The sequence below is a fragment of the Streptomyces sp. NPDC104202 genome, from assembly GCF_055584185.1.
Genome location: NZ_JBVJMN010000025.1, coordinates 48,565 through 68,562, shown reverse-complemented (window position 1 = coordinate 68,562; position 19,998 = coordinate 48,565). Strand labels below are relative to the sequence as shown.

The window sequence follows — 19,998 nt, the reverse complement described above, 5'->3', positions numbered from 1 at the left end:
TCCGGAGCCCCCGCCCACGGCCGCTACTTGCCGGTCTCCTTGGTGACCAGCGCGACCGCCTCGTCGATGTCGTCGGTGACGTGGAAGAGCAGCAGGTCGCGCTCGGAGGCCTTGCCGCCGGCGACGACCGAGTCGCGCAGCCAGTCGACGAGGCCCTTCCAGTACTCCGAGCCGAAGAGGACGATCGGGAAGCGGGTGACCTTGCGGGTCTGCACCAGGGTCAGCGCCTCGAAGAGCTCGTCGAGGGTGCCGAGGCCGCCGGGGAGGACGACGAAGCCCTGCGCGTACTTCACGAACATCGTCTTGCGGACGAAGAAGTAGCGGAAGTTCACGCCGATGTCGACGTGCTGGTTGAGCCCCTGCTCGAAGGGGAGCTCGATGCCGAGGCCGACGGAGACGCCCTTGGCCTCCCTGGCGCCCTTGTTGGCCGCCTCCATGGCGCCGGGGCCGCCGCCCGTGATGACGGCGAAGCCGGCCTCGACGAGCGCCCGGCCGAGCCGGACGCCCGCCTCGTACTCGGGCGAGTCCGGCTTCGTGCGCGCCGAGCCGAAGACGCTGATCGCGCTCGGCAGTTCGGCCAGCGCGCCGAAGCCCTCGACGAACTCGGACTGGATGCGCATGACGCGCCAGGGGTCGGTGTGCACCCACTCCGAGTCGCCCTCGGTGTCGAGCAGCCGCTGGTCCGTCGTCCCCGGCTGGACCTGGTCCCTGCGCCGCAGCACCGGACCGAGACGCTGCTCCTCGGGCTTCGCCATTCCCTCGGGAATGCCCATGGCCTGCTCCCTCCGCCGATCGGCGATCAGTCGTCGTGCGACCGCCAACTGATCTTCTGGTCCGGTCAGAGTAGGCCGACAGAGGTGACGAAACGCGAAATTACGGAAGTCAGGCAGTCAGCCAGTCGCGGAGACGGGCCTCGCAGTGGTGGATCCGGTCGACGGGGACGTGCTCGTCCCGCTTGTGCGCGTAGATCGGATCGCCGGGTCCGTAGTTGACGGCGGGGACCCCGAGGGCGCTGAAACGGGAGACGTCGGTCCAGCCGAACTTGGGCTGGGCGCTGCCGCCCACGGCCTTCATGAACGCCTCGGCGGCCGGGTGGGAGAGGCCGGGGAGGGCGCCGGGGCTCTCGTCGTCGACGACGAACTCGGCGATGTCGCAGCCGTCGAAGAACTCCCGGACGTAGGCGAGGGCCTCGGCCGGGGAGCGGTCGGGGGCGTAGCGGTAGTTGACCGTGACGGCGCAGGCGTCGGGGATGACGTTGGTGGCGACGCCGCCGGTGATCGCCACGGCGTTGAGGCCCTCGTGGTACTCCAGGCCGTCGATGACCGGCTTGCGGGGCTCGTAGGCGGCCAGGCGGGCGAGGATCGGGGCGGCGGTGTGGATGGCGTTGGAGCCCATCCAGGAGCGGGCCGAGTGGGCGCGCTCTCCGGCGGTGTGCAGGATGACGCGCAGCGTGCCCTGGCAGCCGCCCTCGACCTGGGCGTCGGAGGGCTCCAGGAGGACGGCGAAGTCGCCCTCCAGCCAGTCGGGGTGCGCGGCGGCGATCTTGCCGAGGCCGTTGAGGTCGGCGGCGACCTCCTCGTTGTCGTAGAAGACGAACGTGAGGTCGCGGTTGGGCTCGGGGACGGTCGCGGCGATCCGCAGCTGGACGGCGACGCCGGACTTCATGTCGGAGGTGCCGCAGCCCCACAGGATGCCGTCCTCGTCGAGCCGCGAGGGCACGTTGTCGGCGATCGGCACGGTGTCGATGTGGCCGGCGAGGACGACGCGCTCGTCGCGGCCGAGGCGGGTCCGGGCCACGACGTTGTTGCCGTACCGGTCGACCGTGAGGTGCGGCAGGAGGCGCAGGGCCTGCTCGATCGCGTCCGCGAGCGGCTGCTCGGTCCCGCTGACGGACGGGAAGTCGACGAGGGCGGCGGTGAGCGCGGCCCCGTCCCGGGACAGGTCGAGGGGGCCGTCGAGCGGGGTGATGTCTGCCATGTGCCGACCCTAACCCGCCCTCCAGTACGGTGGGCCCGTGTCCGAGTCCACCCGCCCCCGCCGTCGCGGCCGCCTCACCCGTTCCGCGGCCGCCTTCGCCGTGCTCCTCGGCCTCGTCTCCTACGTGACCGTCCACCAGATGACCGGCAGCAAGGGCGCGCCGCGGTGCAGCGTGGGCAGCGGGGCGAACCGGTACGAGTTCACCCTGGAGCAGGCGTCGAACGCGGCGACCGTCTCGGCCGTGGGCACCACCCGGGGGCTGCCGGAGCGGGCGGTGACGATCGCGCTGGCGACGGCGCTGCAGGAGTCGGCGCTGCGGAACATCGAGCACGGCGACCGGGACTCGCTGGGCCTCTTCCAGCAGCGGCCCTCGCAGGGCTGGGGGACGCCGGCGCAGATCATGGACCCGGTCTACGCGTCGGGGAAGTTCTACGCGGGCCTGGAGAAGGTCCCGGGGTACTCGCGGCTGCCGCTGACGGTGGCGGCGCAGAAGGTGCAGCGGAGCGGCTTCCCGCAGGCGTACGCGAAGCACGAGCCGGACGCGGCGCTGCTGTCGGCGGCGCTGACCGGCCGGTCGCCCGCCGCGCTGACCTGTACGGCGAGCCGGATGCCGGGCCCGGCAGGCGATCCGGCGCTGTTCCGTGCCGAGCTGGTGCGGGCCTTCGGCGCGAAGGCGGCCCCGAAGGCGGTGACGGGCGGTTCGACGGCCGGACGGTCGGCGGCCGGGCCGGTGGTGCTCGCGGTGCCGGTGCGGACGGCGAAGGGCACGGGTTCGGCGCCGGGGGCCGCGTCGGACGAGCGGCGCGGCTGGGAGCTGGCGCAGTGGGCGGTGGCGCGGGCGGAGACGCTGCGCGTCGTGCAGGTCGGGTTCGGCGGCCGGGTGTGGCGCGCGGGCGAGGCCGACGGGGGCTGGTCGACGTCCTCGGACCCGCTGGCCGCGGGCCACGAGACCGTCCGGGTGCGGCTCGCTCCGTAGCCGGTCATCCGTGCGGTGGTTCACCCGGTGGTGGCACGGGACCGGTCGCGTGTGCCGGATATTCGAAGCGTCTTCGAGGCGTGTTTCCCGGACGTCACCGGCACCCCTCAATTCCCATGGCCCACAAGGGAAGTGACGGTTCGCCAGGCGCCCACGCGATGACGCGTTCGTCCGTTTTCCTCCCCACCCGACAATACGACGCATTGCCAACTCTTTGCCTTCGGTCGCCGCAACCTCCCCCGCCCCGGGGCCGGTTGTCACTGCGACCGAACGCACACGTCGTACCTCGTCGAAGGAGCACCATGTCCCTCCCCCTGACCCGTCGGATCGCCCGCGCCGCCCTCCTCCTCGCGGCCGGAGCAGCCCCCGTGGTCGGTGCGGCCGGTTCCGCGAGCGCCCTGGACCACAGCATCGTCCCGACCGGCTCCCTCGGCGGCGTGACCGCCCTGGACGCCGCCGGCGCGGGCTCCGCCGTCGACAGCGCCTCCCAGACCACCACCGGCGTCGTGGGCGCCGCGGGCGGCCAGGCCGTCGGCACCGCCGTCCCGGCCGCCGGCAAGGCCGTCGGCGCGGCCGGCAAGACCGCCACCCCGGCCGCCCAGAAGGTGGCCGGCGACACCGCCGGCAGCGCGGGCGAGGTCGTCGGCAAGACCGCCGGCGCCGCCGCCGAGGGCGCCGAGGCGCCGACCGGGGGCGCCCTCGGCGGCGGCCTCGGCAACCTGCCGACCGGCCAGGCGCTGGGCGCCGCGCCGCTCGGCGGCCTGCCCATCGGCTGATCGGGGCCCCCTCATGCGGAAGGGCCCGGGAAGCGTCGCTTCCCGGGCCCTTCCGCGTACGGGTCTAGCCGAGGCGCTTGACGGCGGCCTCGACACGCTCGTCGGTCGCCGTGAAGGCCACGCGCACGAACCGCGCGCCGGCCTCGCCGTAGAAGTCGCCGGGCGCCACGAGGACGCCCTTCTCCGCGAGGTACGCCACCGTCTCCCAGCACGGCTCGTCCCGGGTCGCCCACAGGTACAGGCTGGCCTCGCTGTGCTCGATCCGGAAGCCGTGCGCCTCCAGGGCCGCCCGCAGCGCCGCCCGGCGGGCCGCGTACCGCTCGCGCTGCTCGGCCACGTGCGCGTCGTCGCCGAGCGCCGCGACGGTCGCCGCCTGCACCGGGGCCGCGGTCATCATGCCGCCGTGCTTGCGGATCTGCAGCAGCTCGCCCAGGACGGCCGCGTCGCCCGCGACGAACGCGGCCCGGTAGCCGGCCAGGTTGGACCGCTTGGAGAGCGAGTGGACGGCGACGACGCCCTCGTACGAACCGCCGCAGACGTCCGGGTGCAGGACCGAGACCGGGTCGGCCTCCCAGCCCAGCTCCAGGTAGCACTCGTCGGAGAAGACCAGGACGCCGTGCTCGCGCGCCCAGGCCACGATCCGGGTCAGCTCGTCCTTGCCGAGGACCCGGCCGGTCGGGTTGGACGGGGAGTTGAGCCACAGGAGCCGGAGACCGGCCGGGTCGAGCTCCGTCGGGTCGTCGTAGACGACCGGCTCGGCGCCGCAGAGCCGCGCGCCGACCTCGTACGTCGGGTACGCCAGGCGCGGGTAGGCCACCTTGTCGCCGGCGCCGAGGCCCAGCTGCGTCGGCAGCCACGCCACCAGCTCCTTGGAGCCGACCACCGGCAGCACGTTCTCGTGCGCGAAGCCGACCGCGCCCAGGCGCCGCCCGCACCAGCCGGTGAGCGCGTCCCGCAGCTCCTTCGTCCCCCACACCGTGGGATAACCCGGCGAGTCCGCCGCGGCGACCAGGGCCTCCTGGATCAGCGCGGGGACCGGGTCGACGGGCGTGCCGACGGAGAGGTCCACGATTCCGTCCGGGTGCGCCAGGGCCGTCTGCTTGTACGGCTCCAGCTTGTCCCAGGGGAAGACGGGCAGGCGCGAAGAGACTGCGCTCACGGGTTGGCTCTCACTTCCTCGTACGTACGGGAAAACGCCTCGGCCCCGTACGGCGGCGGGGCCGTACGGGACCGGATGCGGTCGATCAGCCGTTCTGCGGCGGCAGGGCGGCGATGAAGGGGTGGTCACGCTCGATCTCGCCGAGCTTGGAGGCACCACCGGGCGAACCGAGGTCGTCGAAGAACTCGACGTTCGCCTTGTAGTACTCCTTCCACTCCTCCGGGGTGTCGTCCTCGTAGAAGATCGCCTCGACCGGGCAGACCGGCTCACAGGCCCCGCAGTCGACGCATTCGTCCGGGTGGATGTACAAGGACCGCTTGCCCTCGTAGATGCAGTCGACGGGGCACTCCTCGATGCACGCCTTGTCCTTCACGTCGACACAAGGCTGCGCGATGACGTAGGTCACGCTGTCGTTCCTCCTCGATAGGGCTGGTCTGCGCGGGAGCGCGGCGTCGTCGATGCCCGCACCTAGTATCTCCGTTCTTGGGGGCGATCCGAACAGGAGGGGCGGAGAAGCTGTGGAATTCACCGGCGGAGGGCGCCTTGAGGTCCGCATCACCAGCGCTGACGTGGGAAAACGTGTCTCCGTTCGGTGCGTGACGGAGTCAGCGGCGGCGGGCGAGAAGTACACGGACGCGGTCGGGGTTCTCACATCATGGGACGCCGGTGTGCTGCTGATCACACGAAAGGGCGGCGAGAACGTCAGGATCACCGAGTCCTCGCTGGTCGCGGGCAAGGTCGTGCCGGCCGCGCCGGCCCGCCGCCGCGGCCCCGCCGCCACCTTCCCCGAGCTCGCCAGGGCCACCGCCCGCGCGTGGCGGCCGGTCGAGAGCGAGCCCCTCGGCGAGTGGACCCTGCGGGCCGCCGTCCAGGAGGGGACCGTGGGCCCCGCGGCACCGGCCGGCGGACGGCGGACCGGCTTCACCCGCCGCGCCAACTCCGCCCTCCCGCTCGGCGACCCCGGACTCCCGGTCGCCGACGCGCTGACCCGCGTGCGGGAGTGGTACGCGGCCCGCGGCCTTCCCGCGTACGTCCAGGCCGCGACCGGCGCCGAAGGCACCCAGGAACTCCTCTGCGCCGCGCTCGACCGGCACGGCTGGCGGCGCGAGGTCTCCGCCGAGGTGCGCGTCGCCGCCCTCGCCCCGATCGGCGACCTCGACGCCGACGTCACCGCCGTCCGGCTCTCCCGGACCGTCGACGACTCCTGGCTGGGCCGGTACCGGCGCTCCGGCGAGGCGAGCCCGACCGTCCGGGCCGTCCTCGCCTCCGGACCGCGTGTGTGGTTCGCTTCCGTGGCGGGCACGGGAGGGGTACCCGCGGCGATCGGCCGCTGCGTCGTCGACGGGCGCTGGGCCGGCTTCATGGCCGTCGAGGTCGACCCCGACCGGCGGCGCACCGGCCTGGCGACGTCCGTCATGACGGCGCTCGCCCGGCAGGCCCTCGACGAGGGCGCGTCGGCGGCCTGGCTCCAGGTGGAGACGGACAACGACGGCGCGCGGGCACTGTACGACGGGATGGGCTTCGCCGCCCATCACCACTACCACCACTACCGATGGGTGGAGGCGTGACGGACGAAGGACCACCCGCCGCGGCGGGCGGGGAACCGCACGACGGGGCCGGCGACGGGCGCCCCGACGGCACCGCGCCGCCCGGCGGACCCGGCCCGCTCCCGGCCGACCCGTGCGGGGAGACGCCCGACTGGCGGCGGGAGTTCGCCGAGGAGGCCCGGACCGAACGGCCCGACCTCGCCCGGCTGTGCCTGCTCGTCGGCGCCGTGGCCGACCCCACGGTCGGCCGGCACGCCCTCGACGAGGCGGAGATCGAACTCGACCGCCTCGCCGGCCTCGTCCCGTACGCGACGCGCGTCACCGGCGACTGGGCCGCCGAACTCGCCGCGCTCCTCGGCCGCCGCGAGGGCTTCGAGGGCGTCCCCGCCGACTACCAGCGGCTGGAGTCCTCCCTGCTGCACGAGGTGCTCCGGCGCCGCCGCGGCCTGCCGATCCTGCTCTCCGTGGTCTGGATGGAGGTCGCCCGCCGGGCCGGCGCCCCCGTCTACGGCCTCGGCCTGCCCGGCCACTTCGTCGTGGGCTTCGGCGACCCCGCCGACCTGAACCTCGCCGACCCCTTCGCGGGCGGCCGCGCCATGACCGGCACCGACGCCGAGCTCCTGGTGGCGAGCGCGACCGGCGAGGCCCTCGACCGCTCGATGCTGCGGCCGGCCGAACCCGGCGCCATCGTGCTGCGCATCCTCAACAACATCCGGGCCTGGGCCGCCTCCCGGCCCGAGCGCTCCGACGTCGCCCTGTGGGCCGTGGAGCTCTCCCTCCTCCTCCCCTCCCACCCCGCCCGCCTCCGCTACGAACGCGCCGAACTCCTCGTCCTCCGGGGCGAGTTCCTCACCGGCGCGATCGAGATGGAGGCCTACGCCCAGATCATGGACGCCGTCGACCCCGAATCCGCCACCACCATCCGCCGCCGCGCCCAGGCCGCCCGCGCGATGCTCAACTAGGGGGTGACCTGCCGACCGGGCGGGTCGTGGCGCCGGTCCGAGCGGCGGGCTGCGGGTGTGTTCGGCGGGGGCCGGGGAGGTGGGGGCGGCAGACTGGCGGGATGCCTTTGACCGCGGACATCCTCGTCGCCCTCGTCGCGCTGCTGCACGCCTTCATCATGGTGATGGAGATGTTCCTGTGGCAGAGGGAGACCGGGCGGCGGTTCTCGGGGTTCGACGCGGAGATGGCGCGGGCCACGGCGCCGCTGGCGGCGAATCAGGGGCTCTACAACGGCTTCCTGGCGGCCGGGCTCGTCTGGGGGCTGGTCGCGGAGGACCCGACGGCGTTCGCGGCGCGGGTGTTCTTCCTGTCGTGCGTGGTCGTGGCCGGGATCTACGGGGCGGCCACCGCCAACCGGCGGATCCTGTTCGCGCAGGCGCTGCCGGGCGCGCTGGCGCTGTCGGCCGTGATCGTCTCCCGCTGACGCCTTCGGCCGATGGGGGTGTCGCGCGTGTCCCCCCGGCCGGGCCGGCGGCCGGCAGGCCACTGTGGGGCGGGACGGCACGCACACGGCGAAAGGCGCGCGATGGGAACCCCTCACGGCACGGGCAGCTTCGTGGCCCACACCGGTACCGACGTCTACGGGCCCGGGAAGGTCATCGGCGTGGAGGGGGTCCGGCGACGGGTGCGGTTCACCCGCTACGTGGCGACGATCAGGGCGGACGACCTGCGGGCGGCCTCGGCCGCCGAGCGGCGGGAGGTCGAGGCGTGGCTGCGGGCCAGGAAGGCGCGGTACGGCGGCGAGTGGTGAGCCACCGGGGCCGCGGGACCGGGCCCGGGCCCGTGACGCGCGGGAGCCCCCGTCCCGGGAGGGGGCGGGGGCTCGGGCGCGGGGTGGATCAGCCGTTGCCGTCGAGGTCGATGGTCTTGGTCCGCTCCGCGAGGTTCTTGCCGCGCAGGGCGTCGCGCATGACGAACGCGACGTCGTCGGCGGAGACCTGGTGCTTGGTCCCGTCACCCTTGGTGATCATGATGCCGTCGAAGGCCCCGTCGAGGAGCCGGTCGATGGCCTCCTTGTCGTAGTACTCGACCAGTCGGCCGTCGACGGCCTTCATGGAGAGGATCTGCGGCAGGGAGCGCGCCGGGCCGAAGTCGATGTGCCGGCCGCCGGCGTTGATCCGGATCAGGCCGGACATGGCGGGCGTCGCGAAGTCCTTCATCGCCCGGTCGAGCTCGGCCTGGGTGACCGTGGGCTGGCGCGTGGTGACCGGGAGCTCGACGAGCTTGCCCTGCCCCGTCTCGACCTGGGCGCGGAAGGCGTCCTTGACCGAGATCATCGAGCGCTGGATGTCCAGCCCCTTGCCGGGCTTGCCCGGGACGGCGGTCACCTTGTTCGGGGCGAAGAGGATCGTGCCCTCGGTCGCCGCGGAGGACCGGCCGGCGAGGTCGGCCAGGGCGACGGCGAGCTTCTCGTCGTCGACCGGGAAGACCGGCTTCGCGACCCGCTCGCCGCCCAGCAGGGAGCCGATGACGGAGACCGGGTTGTAGTCGCTGCCGGCCGCCGCGCGGACGGTCTCCTGGCTGTCGAGCGTCAGGCCCGCCTTGTCGGGGGCCAGCTGGACCTTCTCGCCGCCGACGCTGAGCCGGAGCGGGGCGTGGGCGCGCGTGCCCAGGGCCTTCTCCAGCTTGTTGACGGCCTCCTCCTTCGTGCCGCCGCCGATGTCCACGCCGAGGACGGTGGTGCCCTTGGGGACGTCGGAGTGGTTGAGGAGGAGTCCGGCGCCGTAGGCGACACCGGCCAGGCCGAAGACCCCGACGGCGGCCAGGACCAGCTTGGAGCGGCCCTTCTTCGCCGGGGCGCGGGCGGGCGCGGGGGCCGGGCGCGGGGCAGGCGCGGGGGCCGGGGCCGTCTGCTGGTCGGGGCGCGGGGCCGGGTCGGGCCGGCGCGCCGCGTTCGGCGGCACCACCGGGATGCCGCTGGTCAGCGTGTCCCCGGAGACGTGGCCCGCGGCGCCGTCACCCGGAGCGGCCTGACCGGGCGCGAACGCGCGGCCGGGGCCCGGGGCGGGCGCCTGCGGGGTGAGGATCGCGGTGTCGTCGGACATCCGGGGCGCTCCGCCGGGGAACGGGGAGTTCTGCCCGGGGCCCTGCGGCCGTCCGGGGCCCTGGCCCTGCGCGGGGCCCTGGCCCGGGAAGGGGCCGGTGCCGGGTGCGCCGAGGGACGCGGTGCCGGTGACCGGGCCGGTGGTGGGCCCGGTCGGGGCCGCCGCCCCCGGACCGCGGTGGACGGGGGTGCCGGCGCCGGGGGTGCCCGGGTACATCGGGGTACCGCCGGCCGGGGTCCCGTCGTACCTCGGGGTGCCGCCCGCCGGGGTGCCGTCGTACAGGGGCGTTCCGCCCGCGGGGGTCCCGTCGTACAGGGGCGTTCCGCCGGCCGGGGTCCCGTCGTACCTGGGGGTGCCGCCCGCGGGGGTGCCGTCGTACCTGGGGGTGCCGCCCGCGGGGGTGCCGCTGTCGTAGAGGGGGTTGCCGGGCGCGGAGACCGGGCGGCTCGACGGGGTGTTGCCGACCGTCGGGACGCCGGAGGTGGCCGAGCCGGCGAAGCCGGTGCCCTGGCTGTCGGGTCCGGCCTGCTGCGGGCCCGGCTTGAGGGTGGGCGCCGGGGCCGCGGGGAGCGCGGGAGCGGCGGGAGGAGCGGGGGCCGCCGCCTTGCGGGGGGCGAACCAGTCGCTGGTCTCCTTGGCCTTCGGGGCCTCCTCGGCCTGCGGCGGCTCGGGGGCCGCCACCGGCGCGGGCTCCGGCTCGACGACGGCCGGGGCCGGCTCCGGCTCGGGGGCCGGGTCGGGTGCCTCGTTGACCGTCTGGCGGACCACGACCGGCGGGATCGGCCGCGAACCCGGGATGTTGATCCGGATCCGGGTCGTCAGCGTGGTCTCGGTCTTGGGCTCCTCCGGCGGCGCGGGCGCGACGGAGCTCTCCTCCGGCGCGTCCTGCGTGGGGTGGAGCGACGGATACTGGCGGGATCCGTACGGCGGGGTACCCGAGGGGTACGCGGCTCCACCGCGCCCCTGGGCGCCGGAGGACGAACTGTCAGTCTCTCGACCAGTTTCACGACTCAAAGCAGGATCTCCCGGTTGGCTCCACCGCCCGCTCTTGCAGATGCTCGTGTTACCCGGGCGGTTCGGCGGCGCGCACCACCATACTGGCCGCCGCCCCTTCTTACCCGACCCCCGGGGGACGTACGTCGGGCATTACGGCCGAAGTCGGGACGTCCCCGGACTCAAGTCGTGCTGTTCACGGGGCCGGTCGCACCAGCCGGGCCAGCGTGGTGCACATCACAGCGGCCGCCATGCCGCCGAAGAGGAAGAGCAGCTCGCCGACGCCTCCGGCGAACACCCCGTCACCCTCGGGGCGTCCGAGGCTGAGCACGACGACGGCGATGAGCCAGCCGGCGCCCGCGGCGACGACGGCGAGCTGGGTGCCGGCGGCCCGCAGCCCCCCGTAGAAGAGGGCGGCGGTGGCGAGGAGGCCGAGGAGCAAGCCGCCGGGGAACCAGGCGGCTTGGACGAGGGAGCCGGCGGTGCCGACGAGGAGGCCGAGGACGAACAGCCCGGCGTACCAGGCATACCGGACGGCTGCGGACGGTCCGGGCGCCGGGGCGGGCTTCCGGGCCGGGGCGGCGGCGGTCACGCGGTCACCCCCGCGAAGAGGTCGGTCTCGCGGACGCCGGCGGGGGCGCCGGGAGTGCCCTGGACCAGCTCGTAGTACTCGGTGGTGAGGATCGGCTGGCCGAGGTCGTTGGAGAGCGCGAAGAACGGACCGTCGACGGCGACTTGGGTGAGGTGCGCGGCCATCGCGGCGCGCTTGCGGTCCGCGTGCCCGGGGGACGCCTGGATCTCGGCGGTGATGCGGTCCTCCTCGACGACGCCGGGAACGTCGTCGATCGCGGCGACGGCCGGGAAGGCGGAGCCCTCGGCGCGCAGCCGGGCGAAGCCGGCTTCGGCGACGGGCCGCGGGACGCGGTTCCAGTAGATCTTGGCGATCGTGTGGGCGGCGCCGAGGTCGGGCCGGTACGCGGGGTCGGCGGCGAGCTCGGCGGCCCGGGTGGCGACGCGGTGGGCCTGGATGTGGTCCGGGTGGCCGTACCCGCCGTCGGGGTCGTAGGTGACGAGGACCTGCGGACGGGTCTCCCGGATCACCTCCACGAGGTACGGGGCGGCGGTGTCGACGTCGGTGTTCCAGAAGGCGCCGTCCCGCTCGTTCTGCTCGGCGCCCATCATCCCGGAGTCGCGGAAGCGCCCGGGGCCGCCGAGGAAGCGGTGGTCGGCGACGCCCAGCTCGCGCATGGCGGCGGCGAGTTCGCCGACGCGGTGCGGGCCGAGCCGGTCCTCGCGGTCCGGGGCCAGATGGGCGAGGTCGGGCGGGATGACCTCGCCCTCCTCGCCGAGGGTGCAGGTGACCAGGGTGACAAGGGCGCCCTCGGCCGCGTACCTGGCCATGGTGGCGCCGTTGTTGATCGACTCGTCGTCCGGGTGCGCGTGCACGAGGAGCAGACGACGGGCGGGGAGATCGGTCATGTCCCCACCCTACGAGACCCCTCCCGCGCGAGCCCCGAACCCTCCGGGGAACCCCCGCGGGGTCAGAACTTGAGGCCGCCGATCATCCCCGCCACGTTCGTCGTGAGGGTGCTGATGGACGAGGCCATGGACGAGCTCGCCAGGTAGAAGCCCAGGAGCGCGCAGACCGCCGCATGTCCAGCCTTCAGCCCGGATTTCCGGATCAGCAGGAAGACGACGATCGCCAGCAGCACCACCGCCGAAATCGAGAGTGCCACGGCGGTTCACCTCCACACTTCTTCGGTCGGATATTCGATCGGACAGGGCAGCGCGCATGTGCCAGTCGGGTACATACCCACCTAGCGCTACGGATCATAACTATCCGTGCCATCGCATCGATCGGCGGACGGAGGCACGCGGGGGGCGCACAGCGCTACTTTCGGCCGCATGACCTCGACTCGACAGCAGCCGGCCACACCCCCGGCCCCGCTCTCCTTCCCCCGCAGGCTCGCCCGGACACAGCGCTTCACCCTGGGCGCTCCGCGCGGCTTCTCGGTCTCCCCGGACGGCGAGCGGGTGGTGTTCGTCCGCTCCGGCTCGGGCACCGACCGTTCCCACCGGCTGTGGGTGCTCGACCTCCCGCCGGGCGGGACGCCGGCGGAGCGGACGGCGGCCGATCCCGGGGTGCTGCTCGCGGGCGCCGAGGAGGAGCTGTCCCCGGAGGAGCGGGCGCGCCGGGAACGGAGCCGGGAGGGCTCGGGCGGCATCGTCGGGTACGCGGTGGACGGGGCGGTGGAACTGGCGGCGTTCGCCCTGTCGGGGCGGCTGTTCGCGGCGGAGCTGCGGGCCGGGACGGCGCGGGAGCTGCCGGTGCCGGGACCGGTGATGGACCCCCGCCCCTCGCCGGACGGACGGCTCGTCGCGTACGTGACCGGGGGCGCGTTGCGGGTGGTCGGCGCGGACGGTTCGAGCGACCGTGAGCTGGCCGCTCCGGAGGACGATCACGTCTCCTATGGATTGGCCGAATTCATCGCCTCCGAGGAGATGGGCCGCGACCGCGGGTACTGGTGGTCCCCGAGCGGGGACCGACTGCTCGTGGCGCGGGCGGACGACCGGGCGGTGCGGCGGTGGTGGATCGCGGACCCGGCGCACCCGGAGCGGGAGCCGCAGCGGGTGAGGTACCCGGCGGCCGGGACGGCCAACGCGGAGGTGCGGCTGTTCCTGGTGGACCTCGACGGGGCGCGGACCGAGGTGGTCTGGGACCGCGAGCGCCACCCGTACCTGGCGCGGGCGCACTGGTCCGCCGCCGGGGCCCCGCTGCTCCTGGTGCAGTCGCGCGACCAGCGGGAACAGGTGTACCTCTCCGTCGACCCGGGGTCGGGGCGGACCTCGGCCGTCCGCACGGAGACCGATCCGGCCTGGCTGGAGCTGCACCGGGGTGTCCCGGCGTGGGGGCCGGGCGGGGAGCTCGTCCGGGTCGCCGACGACAGCGGGGCCCGCGCCCTGGCCGTGGGGGACGCCCCGTGGACGGGCGCCGACCTGCACGTGCGGGCGGTGCTGGACGTCGGCGCGGACGACGTCCTCGTGTCCGCGTCGGCGGGCGAGGCAGCCGCGGCCCCGGAGACCGGCGAGATCCACGTGTACCGGGTGACGGCCGGGAACGGCGCCGAGCGGGTCTCCTCGGGCGCCGGGGTGCACGGGGCGGTGCGCGCGGGGGCGGTGACGGTCCTGGTGTCGGCGCGGCCGGACGAGCCCGGCAGCGTGGCGCGGGTGCTGCGCGACGGCGAGCAGGTCGCGGTGGTGGCGTCGTACGCCGAGCGGCCGGGGACCACGGCCCGGGTGCGGCTGACGGAGGCGGGCGCCCGGCGGATTCCCTGCGCGGTGCTGCTGCCGTCCGGGTACGCGGAGGGCGACGGGCCGCTGCCGGTGCTGATGGACCCGTACGGCGGTCCGCACGGGCAGCGCGTGCTCGCCGCGCACCAGCCGTACCTGACCTCCCAGTGGTTCGCCGACCAGGGCTTCGCGGTGATCGTCGCCGACGGCCGGGGCATGCCGGGCCGCTCCCCCGCCTGGGAGAAGGCCCTCCTGCGCGACCTGACGCCGGCGCTCGACGACCAGGTGGACGCGCTCCACGCGCTCGCCGGGCGGTTCCCGCTGGACCTGGACCGGGTCGCGGTGCGCGGCTGGTCCTTCGGCGGCTACCTGGCGGCCCGCGCGGTGCTCCAGCGGCCCGACGTCTTCCACGCCGCGGTCGTGGGGGCGCCGGTGACGGACTGGCGGCTGTACGACACCCACTACACCGAGCGCTACCTGGGCACCCCCGGGGCCGAACCCGGCGTCTACGCCTCGCAGTCGCTGATCGGCGACGACGGGCTCACCGCCGCCGGGGGACCGGCCCGGCCGATGATGATCGTGCACGGCCTCGCCGACGACAACGTCGTCGTCGCCCACGCGCTGCGGCTCTCCTCCGCCCTTCTCGCGGCGGGCCGCCCGCACGAGGTGCTGCCCCTCTCCGGCGTCACCCACATGACGCCCCAGGAGCAGGTGGCGGAGAACCTCCTCCTGCTCCAGGTCGACTTCCTCCGCCGCTCCCTCGCCGGCTGACTCACCAGCCGGGCGGCGGCGGGGACGGCGGCGCCGGAGGCAGCGTCCCGGGCGGCCCGTACGCACCGTACGGGCCCGCCCCGGGCGGCCCTCCGTACGGCCCGTACGACCCGAACGGGGCCGTCTCCGCCGCCGGGGCGCCGGCCGCCGCGAGCAGCACGAGCACCGCGAGGCCGCCCAGCAGCCCGAAGGCGGCGGTGAGCACGCTCAGTTGCTGCACGCCGGCCAGCTCGCCGAAGTGGCCCACCCACTCGTACCGGACGTCCCTCGCCACCTCCGCCAGCCCCACGGCCGCCAGGAACCCTCCCGCCAGCATCCCGAAGGCCCTGCCGTGCCGGGCCCGCGCGAAGGCCGACCCGGCGGCCGTCGCGTACAGGCCCACGAGCACCGCCGACAGCCACCCCGGCGGCGGTGCCAGCGCCGGCGTGACGGCCGACCGCCCCCCGGTGAGCCGGTCGACCGTGATCTCCGGCGGCAGCTCCCCCGCCCAGTACAGCTCCCACCCGGCCACCACGACCGCGGCGACCCCCAACAGCACCCCTGCGGCCACGGCGCGGCCCGTCCGCGGCCGCGTCGGCGTCCGCTCGTACGCGGCCGTCGCCGGACGCCGGCCCGCCGCGGCCGTCACGACCAGCCCGGCGGCGAGCGCCAGTTCGACGAGCGACGTCACCAGCACCCCGCTCCCCGCCGCCCACAGCCCCGGCAGCCGCAGCGCCAGCGTCACCGCCCCCGTCGCCGCCAGCGCGGACGCCGCGTGCCGGGACCTCAGCGCCGCCACGGCCGCGGCCACCGACACGACGAGCAGCACCGGGTCGGTCAGCGAGGTCGCGGACCTCCCCCGGATCAGGAAGAGGTGGTCCCCCGCCCAGTACCACGCGAGATCGGCCGGCGAGCCGAGCACCGCGAGGTCCTTGAGGATCCACACGGCGGCGATGAGCGCGAGCCCGGCGCAGAGCGCCGCCCCCGTGAGACGTGCCGGTCGTGTCACAGTCACGACCCCGATACTCACGGTCGCGACCGACCGAAACAAGCGATTCCGCATGTACACCCCATGACACCTGCCCCCAGGGCGAGGTGAGCCGAAGGGGCGCGCCGGTGTCGAGGCGGCGAACGCGCGGAGGCCCGACGAAGGAGGGCCGAGCACGATCGCCGCCTCGACACCGGCACCAGCGCCCCGGAGGCGAACCGAGCCCAAAAAAAAGGGGGGCGAGTGAGCCGAAGGGGCGCGCCGGGGGAACAGAGCCGGACGCGCGCAGCCTCCCGAGGAACGAGGGAGGCGAGCACGTCCGGCTCTGTGAGCCCGGCACCAGCGCCCCGGAGGCGAACCGAGCCAAAAAAGGGGAGGGCCGGCCGGGGTGCTCTCGCGCCCCGGCCGGCCTACGGCACCCGCACGGCCGTACCGGGCCGAGCCTGCCGTGTCCGTATATCGGAAGGGATTCCGTGAAGTTGCCCCCGCGTTACGGCTCTTCGGGCCCCTCGGGCGCGCCGGCCACTCCGCCCGCTCCGGGCGCGTCCGGCGGGGACGGCTCCTCCGGTGGCACGACCTGCTTCTCCTCGGCGAAGTGACAGGCGGAGTCGTGCTTGGCGGGGCTCTCGGTGAGGCGGAAGACGGCGGGGACGGCGAGTTCGGGGACTTCCAGGGTGCAGCGCTCCTGGGCCTTCCAGCAGCGGGTGCGGAAGCGGCAGCCGGAGGGGACGTTGGCCGGGGAGGGGACGTCGCCGGTGAGGATGATCCGCTCGCGGTGGGCGCGGGCCTCGGGGTCGGGCACGGGCACGGCGGAGAGCAGCGCCTGGGTGTACGGGTGCGTGGGGTGGTCGTAGATCTGGGCGTCGGTGCCGATCTCGACGATCCGGCCGAGGTACATGACGCCGACCCGGTCGGAGATGTGCCGCACGATCGAGAGGTCGTGGGCGATGAACACGTACGAGAGGGAGAACTCGCTCTGGAGGTGGTCCAGGAGGTTGACGACCTGGGCCTGGACGGAGACGTCGAGGGCGGAGACCGGTTCGTCGGCGACGATGATCTCGGGCTGGAGCGCGAGGCCGCGGGCGATGCCGATGCGCTGGCGCTGGCCGCCGGAGAACTGGTGCGGGTACCGGTTGATGTACTCCGGGTTCAGACCGACGACGTCGAGCAGCTCCTGCACCTTGCGGCGCCGGTCGCCCTTCGGGGCCACCTCGGGGTGGATCTCGTAGGGCTCGCCGATGATGTCGCCGACGGTCATGCGCGGGTTCAGCGAGGTGTACGGGTCCTGGAAGACCATCTGGATGTTGCGGCGGACGGCCTTGAGGGCGCGCGGGGAGAGCTTGCTGATGTCCTCGCCCTTGTAGCGGATCTCGCCGGACGTCGGCCGTTCGAGGTTGACCAGCATCTTCGCGACGGTCGACTTGCCGCAGCCGGACTCGCCGACGATGCCGAGGGTCTCTCCGGCGTGGAGGTCGAAGTCGACGCCGTCGACGGCCTTGACGGCGCCGACGTGCTTCTTGAAGAGGATGCCCTGGGTCAGCGGGTAGTGCTTGTGCAGGTCCCGGACTTCGAGAATCGCCTCAGCCATGGAGGCACTCCTTCCAGAAGTGGCAGGCGCTGGAGCGCTTCACCGGGGACTCGGTCACGTCGTAGAGCGGGGGCACGTCGGTGCGGCAGACGTCCTGGGCCATCGGGCAGCGGGGGTTGAAGGCGCAGCCGGGCGGGATGGCGAGGAGGTTGGGCGGGAGGCCCTTGATCGCGTAGAGCTCCTGGCCCTTCTGGTCCAGGCGCGGGATCGAGTCGAGCAGGCCCCGGGTGTAGGGGTGGGCGGGGGCCTTGTAGATCTCGTGGACGGGGGCCTGTTCGACGATCCGGCCGGCGTACATGACGGCGATCTTGTCGGCGACGTCGGCGACCACGCCCAGGTCGTGGGTGATGAGGATGAGGCCCATGTTGAGCTCGCGCTGGAGTTCGGCGAGGAGGTCCATGACCTGGGCCTGGACGGTGACGTCGAGGGCGGTGGTGGGCTCGTCGGCGATGATCAGTTCGGGTTCGAGGGCGAGCGCCATGGCGATCATGATGCGCTGGCGCATGCCGCCGGAGAACTGGTGGGGGTACTGGCCGACGCGTTCCTTGGCGGCGGGGATGCGGACCCGGTCCATGAGTTCGACGGCCTTGGCCCGGGAGTCCTTCCGCGACATGCCGCGATGGACTTGGAACATCTCGCCGAGCTGGTCGCCGACGCTGAGCACGGGGTTGAGGGAGGACAGCGCGTCCTGGAAGACCATCGCCATCTTGGCGCCGCGGATCTTGCGCCGCTCGTCCTCCTTGAGCTTCAGCAGGTCCTGGCCCTGGAAGAGGATCTCGCCCTGGCTGATCTTGCCCGGGGGGACGTCGAGGATCCCCATGACGGCCTGGGCGGTGACGGACTTGCCGGAGCCCGATTCGCCGAGGACGGCGAGGGTCTCCCCCGCGTCGACGGAGTAGTCGACGCCGTTGACCGCCTTGGCCACCCCTTCGCGGGTGTGGAACTCCACGTGCAGGTCGCGCACTTCGAGCAGCATGGGTTCCCTACCTCAGCTTCGGGTCGAGGGCGTCGCGGACGGCGTCGCCGAGCATGATGAAGGCGAGCACGGTGATGGCCAGCGCGCCGGCGGGCCACAGCAGCATGTGCGGGGCGTTGCGGATGTACTGCGAGGCCGAGGAGATGTCGATGCCCCAGGAGACGGTCGGCGGCTTGAGGCCGACGCCGAGGAAGGACAGGGTCGCCTCCAGGGAGATGTACGTGCCGAGGGCGATGGTCGCGACGACGATCACGGGCGCGAGGGCGTTCGGGGTGATGTGGCGCAGCAGCATCCGGGAGTTGGAGGCGCCGAGCGCCCGCGCGGCCTGGACGTAGTCGTTCTGCTTGGCGGTGATGACCGAGCCGCGGGCGATGCGGGCGATCTGGGGCCAGCCGAGCAGCACCATGAAGCCGATGACGGGCCAGACGGTGGTGCTGGTGACGACGGAGAGCAGGACGAGGCCGCCGAGGATCACGGGGATGGCGAAGAAGACGTCGGTGACGCGGGAGAGGACGCCGTCCCAGCCGCCGCCGAAGAAGCCGGCGAGGCCGCCGAAGAGGGAGCCGATGATCGCCACGCCGAGCGTGGCGAACACGCCGACCTGGACGGAGGCCCGGGCTCCGTAGACCGTGCGGGTGTAGACGTCGCAGCCCTGGCCGTTGAAGCCGAACGGGTGGCCCGGCTGGGAGCCTTCCTGGGCCTTGGACAGGTCGCACTGGAGCGGGTCGCCGCTGGCGATCAGCTGGGGCCAGATCGCGATGATCACCAGGAAGAGGATGATCAGGCTGGAGATGATGAAGACGGGGTTGCGCCGCAGGTCGTGCCAGGCGTCCGACCAGAGCGAGCGGGGCTTGCCGGTGGGGCCGGTGCCGAGCGGGCCGCCCGGGGTCTTCTCCAGCGACTCGCCCTCTTCCATGGCGAGGTCCGTGGGCCCACCCGCTCCGGTGTGGTCGATGGCGCGTCCGTGGTCGAACGGCTCAAGGGGCTCAGGCATAGCGGATCCTCGGGTCAAGGACGGCGTACAAGAGGTCGACGAGGAGGTTGGCCAGGAGGAACACCAGGACGAGGACGGTCACGAAGCCGACGACGGTCTGGGTGTTCTGGCGCACGATGCCCTGGTAGAGCTGGTAGCCGACACCGTGGATGTTGAAGATCCGCTCGGTGGCGATGGCGCCGCCCATGAGGGCGCCGATGTCGGCGCCGATGAAGGTGACGACCGGGATGAGCGAGTTGCGCAGCAGGTGGCGGGTGACGACCCGGCGGCGCGGCAGTCCCTTGGCGACGGCGGTGCGGACGTAGTCGGCGCGCTTGTTCTCGGCGATCGAGGTCCGGGTGAGCCGGGTGACGTACGCGAGGGAGACCGAGGCGAGGACGAGGCCGGGGACGATCAGTTCGCTGAAGGGGGCCTCGGGCGAGACGGCGGGCTTGATCCAGCCCCACTCCACGCCCAGCAGCAGCTGGAGGAGGAGACCGGTGACGAAGGTCGGGACGGAGAGGACGACCAGGGTGAGGACCAGCACGGTGCTGTCGACGGGCCGTCCGCGCTTGAGGCCCGTGAGCACGCCGAGGCTGATGCCGATGACGATCTCGAAGAGGATGGCGACGATGGTGAGGCGGATGGTCACGGGGAAGGCGTTCGCCATCAGTTCGGTCACCGGCTGGCCGTTGAAGGCGGTCCCGAAGTCCCCGGTGAACAGGTTCCCCATGTAGATCAGGTACTGCTGCCACACGGGCTTGTCGAGGCCGAACTCCTTCTCCAGCTGGGCGGCGGTCGACGGGTCGCAGGCGCGGTCGCCGCAGAGTCCGGCGATGGGGTCGCCCATCACGTTGACCATCAGGAAGATCAGCAGGGTGGCGCCGATGAAGACCGGGATCATCTGCAGCAGACGCCGGATCACATAACGTCCCATGAGGGGCTCCGGGGGGTGTG

At 73.7% G+C, this 19,998-nt stretch carries 20 protein-coding genes; 7 read left to right on the top strand and 13 right to left on the bottom strand.

Features of this window, described 5'->3' with window-relative positions; translation table 11 throughout:
- Positions 1 to 23 precede the first annotated feature (23 nt).
- Positions 24 to 773, bottom strand: a complete 750-nt coding sequence (locus ACZ60W_RS18170; protein ID WP_469756318.1) for an LOG family protein — start codon at positions 771 to 773, stop codon at positions 24 to 26.
- Between the two features lie 109 nt (positions 774 to 882).
- Positions 883 to 1,977 (bottom strand): succinyl-diaminopimelate desuccinylase, encoded by a 1,095-nt coding sequence (dapE, locus tag ACZ60W_RS18165; protein ID WP_469756317.1) that lies wholly within the window; start codon positions 1,975 to 1,977, stop codon positions 883 to 885.
- Positions 1,978 to 2,014: 37 nt separating this feature from the next.
- On the opposite strand from dapE, the gene ACZ60W_RS18160 reads away from it, so the two are divergent.
- Positions 2,015 to 2,953: a hypothetical protein gene (locus ACZ60W_RS18160; protein ID WP_469756316.1), complete on the top strand. Its 939-nt coding sequence runs from the start codon at positions 2,015 to 2,017 to the stop codon at positions 2,951 to 2,953.
- Between the two features lie 302 nt (positions 2,954 to 3,255).
- Positions 3,256 to 3,729 carry an ATP-binding protein gene (locus ACZ60W_RS18155; RefSeq protein ID WP_469756315.1) on the top strand — a complete coding sequence of 158 codons (474 nt, stop codon included), beginning with the start codon at positions 3,256 to 3,258 and terminating at the stop codon, positions 3,727 to 3,729.
- Positions 3,730 to 3,793: 64 nt separating this feature from the next.
- On the opposite strand, the gene ACZ60W_RS18150 is transcribed toward ACZ60W_RS18155, so the two are convergent.
- The gene (locus ACZ60W_RS18150; protein ID WP_469756314.1) at positions 3,794 to 4,888 is read right to left on the bottom strand and encodes a bifunctional succinyldiaminopimelate transaminase/glutamate-prephenate aminotransferase; all 1,095 of its coding nucleotides are present in this window, start codon (positions 4,886 to 4,888) and stop codon (positions 3,794 to 3,796) included.
- Positions 4,889 to 4,973: 85 nt separating this feature from the next.
- Positions 4,974 to 5,294: a ferredoxin gene (fdxA, locus tag ACZ60W_RS18145; protein WP_366308635.1), complete on the bottom strand. Its 321-nt coding sequence runs from the start codon at positions 5,292 to 5,294 to the stop codon at positions 4,974 to 4,976.
- A gap of 112 nt (positions 5,295 to 5,406) precedes the next feature.
- Between fdxA and ACZ60W_RS18140 the strand changes: the two genes are divergently transcribed.
- From ACZ60W_RS18140 to ACZ60W_RS18125, 4 genes are all read left to right on the top strand, one after another.
- Positions 5,407 to 6,456, top strand: coding sequence for a GNAT family N-acetyltransferase (locus ACZ60W_RS18140; protein WP_469756313.1), 1,050 nt, complete (start codon positions 5,407 to 5,409; stop codon positions 6,454 to 6,456).
- Entirely contained in the window at positions 6,453 to 7,397 is a 945-nt protein-coding gene (locus ACZ60W_RS18135) for a transglutaminase-like and tetratricopeptide repeat-containing protein (protein WP_469756312.1), read from the top strand. Before ACZ60W_RS18140 ends, ACZ60W_RS18135 begins: the two co-directional genes overlap by 4 nt.
- Before the next feature lie 101 nt (positions 7,398 to 7,498).
- Positions 7,499 to 7,861 carry a DUF1304 domain-containing protein gene (locus tag ACZ60W_RS18130; RefSeq protein ID WP_469756311.1) on the top strand — a complete coding sequence of 121 codons (363 nt, stop codon included), beginning with the start codon at positions 7,499 to 7,501 and terminating at the stop codon, positions 7,859 to 7,861.
- A 102-nt stretch (positions 7,862 to 7,963) separates the two neighbouring features.
- Positions 7,964 to 8,188, top strand: a complete 225-nt coding sequence (locus ACZ60W_RS18125; RefSeq protein ID WP_469756310.1) for a hypothetical protein — start codon at positions 7,964 to 7,966, stop codon at positions 8,186 to 8,188.
- Between the two features lie 88 nt (positions 8,189 to 8,276).
- Here ACZ60W_RS18125 and ACZ60W_RS18120 read toward each other — a convergent pair whose 3' ends face one another.
- From ACZ60W_RS18120 to ACZ60W_RS18105, 4 genes are all read right to left on the bottom strand, one after another.
- Positions 8,277 to 10,496, bottom strand: a complete 2,220-nt coding sequence (locus ACZ60W_RS18120; protein ID WP_469756309.1) for a hypothetical protein — start codon at positions 10,494 to 10,496, stop codon at positions 8,277 to 8,279.
- Between the two features lie 175 nt (positions 10,497 to 10,671).
- Positions 10,672 to 11,067, bottom strand: coding sequence for a DUF6113 family protein (locus ACZ60W_RS18115; RefSeq protein WP_469756308.1), 396 nt, complete (start codon positions 11,065 to 11,067; stop codon positions 10,672 to 10,674).
- Complete coding sequence (mshB, locus tag ACZ60W_RS18110) at positions 11,064 to 11,954, bottom strand: N-acetyl-1-D-myo-inositol-2-amino-2-deoxy-alpha-D-glucopyranoside deacetylase (RefSeq protein WP_469756307.1); 891 nt, start codon at positions 11,952 to 11,954, stop codon at positions 11,064 to 11,066. The genes ACZ60W_RS18115 and mshB overlap by 4 nt, the downstream gene beginning before the upstream one ends.
- A 62-nt stretch (positions 11,955 to 12,016) precedes the next feature.
- Positions 12,017 to 12,211 carry a hypothetical protein gene (locus ACZ60W_RS18105; protein WP_033201312.1) on the bottom strand — a complete coding sequence of 65 codons (195 nt, stop codon included), beginning with the start codon at positions 12,209 to 12,211 and terminating at the stop codon, positions 12,017 to 12,019.
- A 169-nt stretch (positions 12,212 to 12,380) separates the two neighbouring features.
- Between ACZ60W_RS18105 and ACZ60W_RS18100 the strand changes: the two genes are divergently transcribed.
- The gene (locus ACZ60W_RS18100) at positions 12,381 to 14,537 is read left to right on the top strand and encodes a S9 family peptidase (protein WP_469756306.1); all 2,157 of its coding nucleotides are present in this window, start codon (positions 12,381 to 12,383) and stop codon (positions 14,535 to 14,537) included.
- A gap of 1 nt (position 14,538) precedes the next feature.
- On the opposite strand, the gene ACZ60W_RS18095 is transcribed toward ACZ60W_RS18100, so the two are convergent.
- The 5 genes from ACZ60W_RS18095 to ACZ60W_RS18075 form a co-directional block, all read right to left on the bottom strand.
- The gene (locus ACZ60W_RS18095) at positions 14,539 to 15,531 is read right to left on the bottom strand and encodes a hypothetical protein (RefSeq protein ID WP_469756305.1); all 993 of its coding nucleotides are present in this window, start codon (positions 15,529 to 15,531) and stop codon (positions 14,539 to 14,541) included.
- A gap of 463 nt (positions 15,532 to 15,994) precedes the next feature.
- Complete coding sequence (locus ACZ60W_RS18090) at positions 15,995 to 17,092, bottom strand: ABC transporter ATP-binding protein (RefSeq protein ID WP_469756304.1); 1,098 nt, start codon at positions 17,090 to 17,092, stop codon at positions 15,995 to 15,997.
- Complete coding sequence (locus ACZ60W_RS18085) at positions 17,085 to 18,068, bottom strand: ABC transporter ATP-binding protein (RefSeq protein ID WP_469756303.1); 984 nt, start codon at positions 18,066 to 18,068, stop codon at positions 17,085 to 17,087. The genes ACZ60W_RS18090 and ACZ60W_RS18085 overlap by 8 nt, the downstream gene beginning before the upstream one ends.
- A gap of 7 nt (positions 18,069 to 18,075) precedes the next feature.
- Positions 18,076 to 19,062 carry an ABC transporter permease gene (locus tag ACZ60W_RS18080; RefSeq protein WP_469756302.1) on the bottom strand — a complete coding sequence of 329 codons (987 nt, stop codon included), beginning with the start codon at positions 19,060 to 19,062 and terminating at the stop codon, positions 18,076 to 18,078.
- Positions 19,055 to 19,978, bottom strand: a complete 924-nt coding sequence (locus tag ACZ60W_RS18075) for an ABC transporter permease (RefSeq protein WP_469756301.1) — start codon at positions 19,976 to 19,978, stop codon at positions 19,055 to 19,057. The genes ACZ60W_RS18080 and ACZ60W_RS18075 overlap by 8 nt, the downstream gene beginning before the upstream one ends.
- Between the last annotated feature and the right edge of the window lie 20 nt (positions 19,979 to 19,998).

Coding starts and splice junctions, on each gene's coding strand:
- ACZ60W_RS18080 (WP_469756302.1), bottom strand. CDS start 19,062: ATGCCTGAGCCCCTTGAGCCGTTCGACCACGGACGCGCCATCGACCAC.
- ACZ60W_RS18075 (WP_469756301.1), bottom strand. CDS start 19,978: ATGGGACGTTATGTGATCCGGCGTCTGCTGCAGATGATCCCGGTCTTC.
- ACZ60W_RS18130 (WP_469756311.1), top strand. CDS start 7,499: ATGCCTTTGACCGCGGACATCCTCGTCGCCCTCGTCGCGCTGCTGCAC.
- ACZ60W_RS18085 (WP_469756303.1), bottom strand. CDS start 18,068: ATGCTGCTCGAAGTGCGCGACCTGCACGTGGAGTTCCACACCCGCGAA.
- ACZ60W_RS18100 (WP_469756306.1), top strand. CDS start 12,381: ATGACCTCGACTCGACAGCAGCCGGCCACACCCCCGGCCCCGCTCTCC.
- ACZ60W_RS18125 (WP_469756310.1), top strand. CDS start 7,964: ATGGGAACCCCTCACGGCACGGGCAGCTTCGTGGCCCACACCGGTACC.
- ACZ60W_RS18170 (WP_469756318.1), bottom strand. CDS start 773: ATGGGCATTCCCGAGGGAATGGCGAAGCCCGAGGAGCAGCGTCTCGGT.
- ACZ60W_RS18155 (WP_469756315.1), top strand. CDS start 3,256: ATGTCCCTCCCCCTGACCCGTCGGATCGCCCGCGCCGCCCTCCTCCTC.
- mshB (WP_469756307.1), bottom strand. CDS start 11,954: ATGACCGATCTCCCCGCCCGTCGTCTGCTCCTCGTGCACGCGCACCCG.
- ACZ60W_RS18090 (WP_469756304.1), bottom strand. CDS start 17,092: ATGGCTGAGGCGATTCTCGAAGTCCGGGACCTGCACAAGCACTACCCG.
- dapE (WP_469756317.1), bottom strand. CDS start 1,977: ATGGCAGACATCACCCCGCTCGACGGCCCCCTCGACCTGTCCCGGGAC.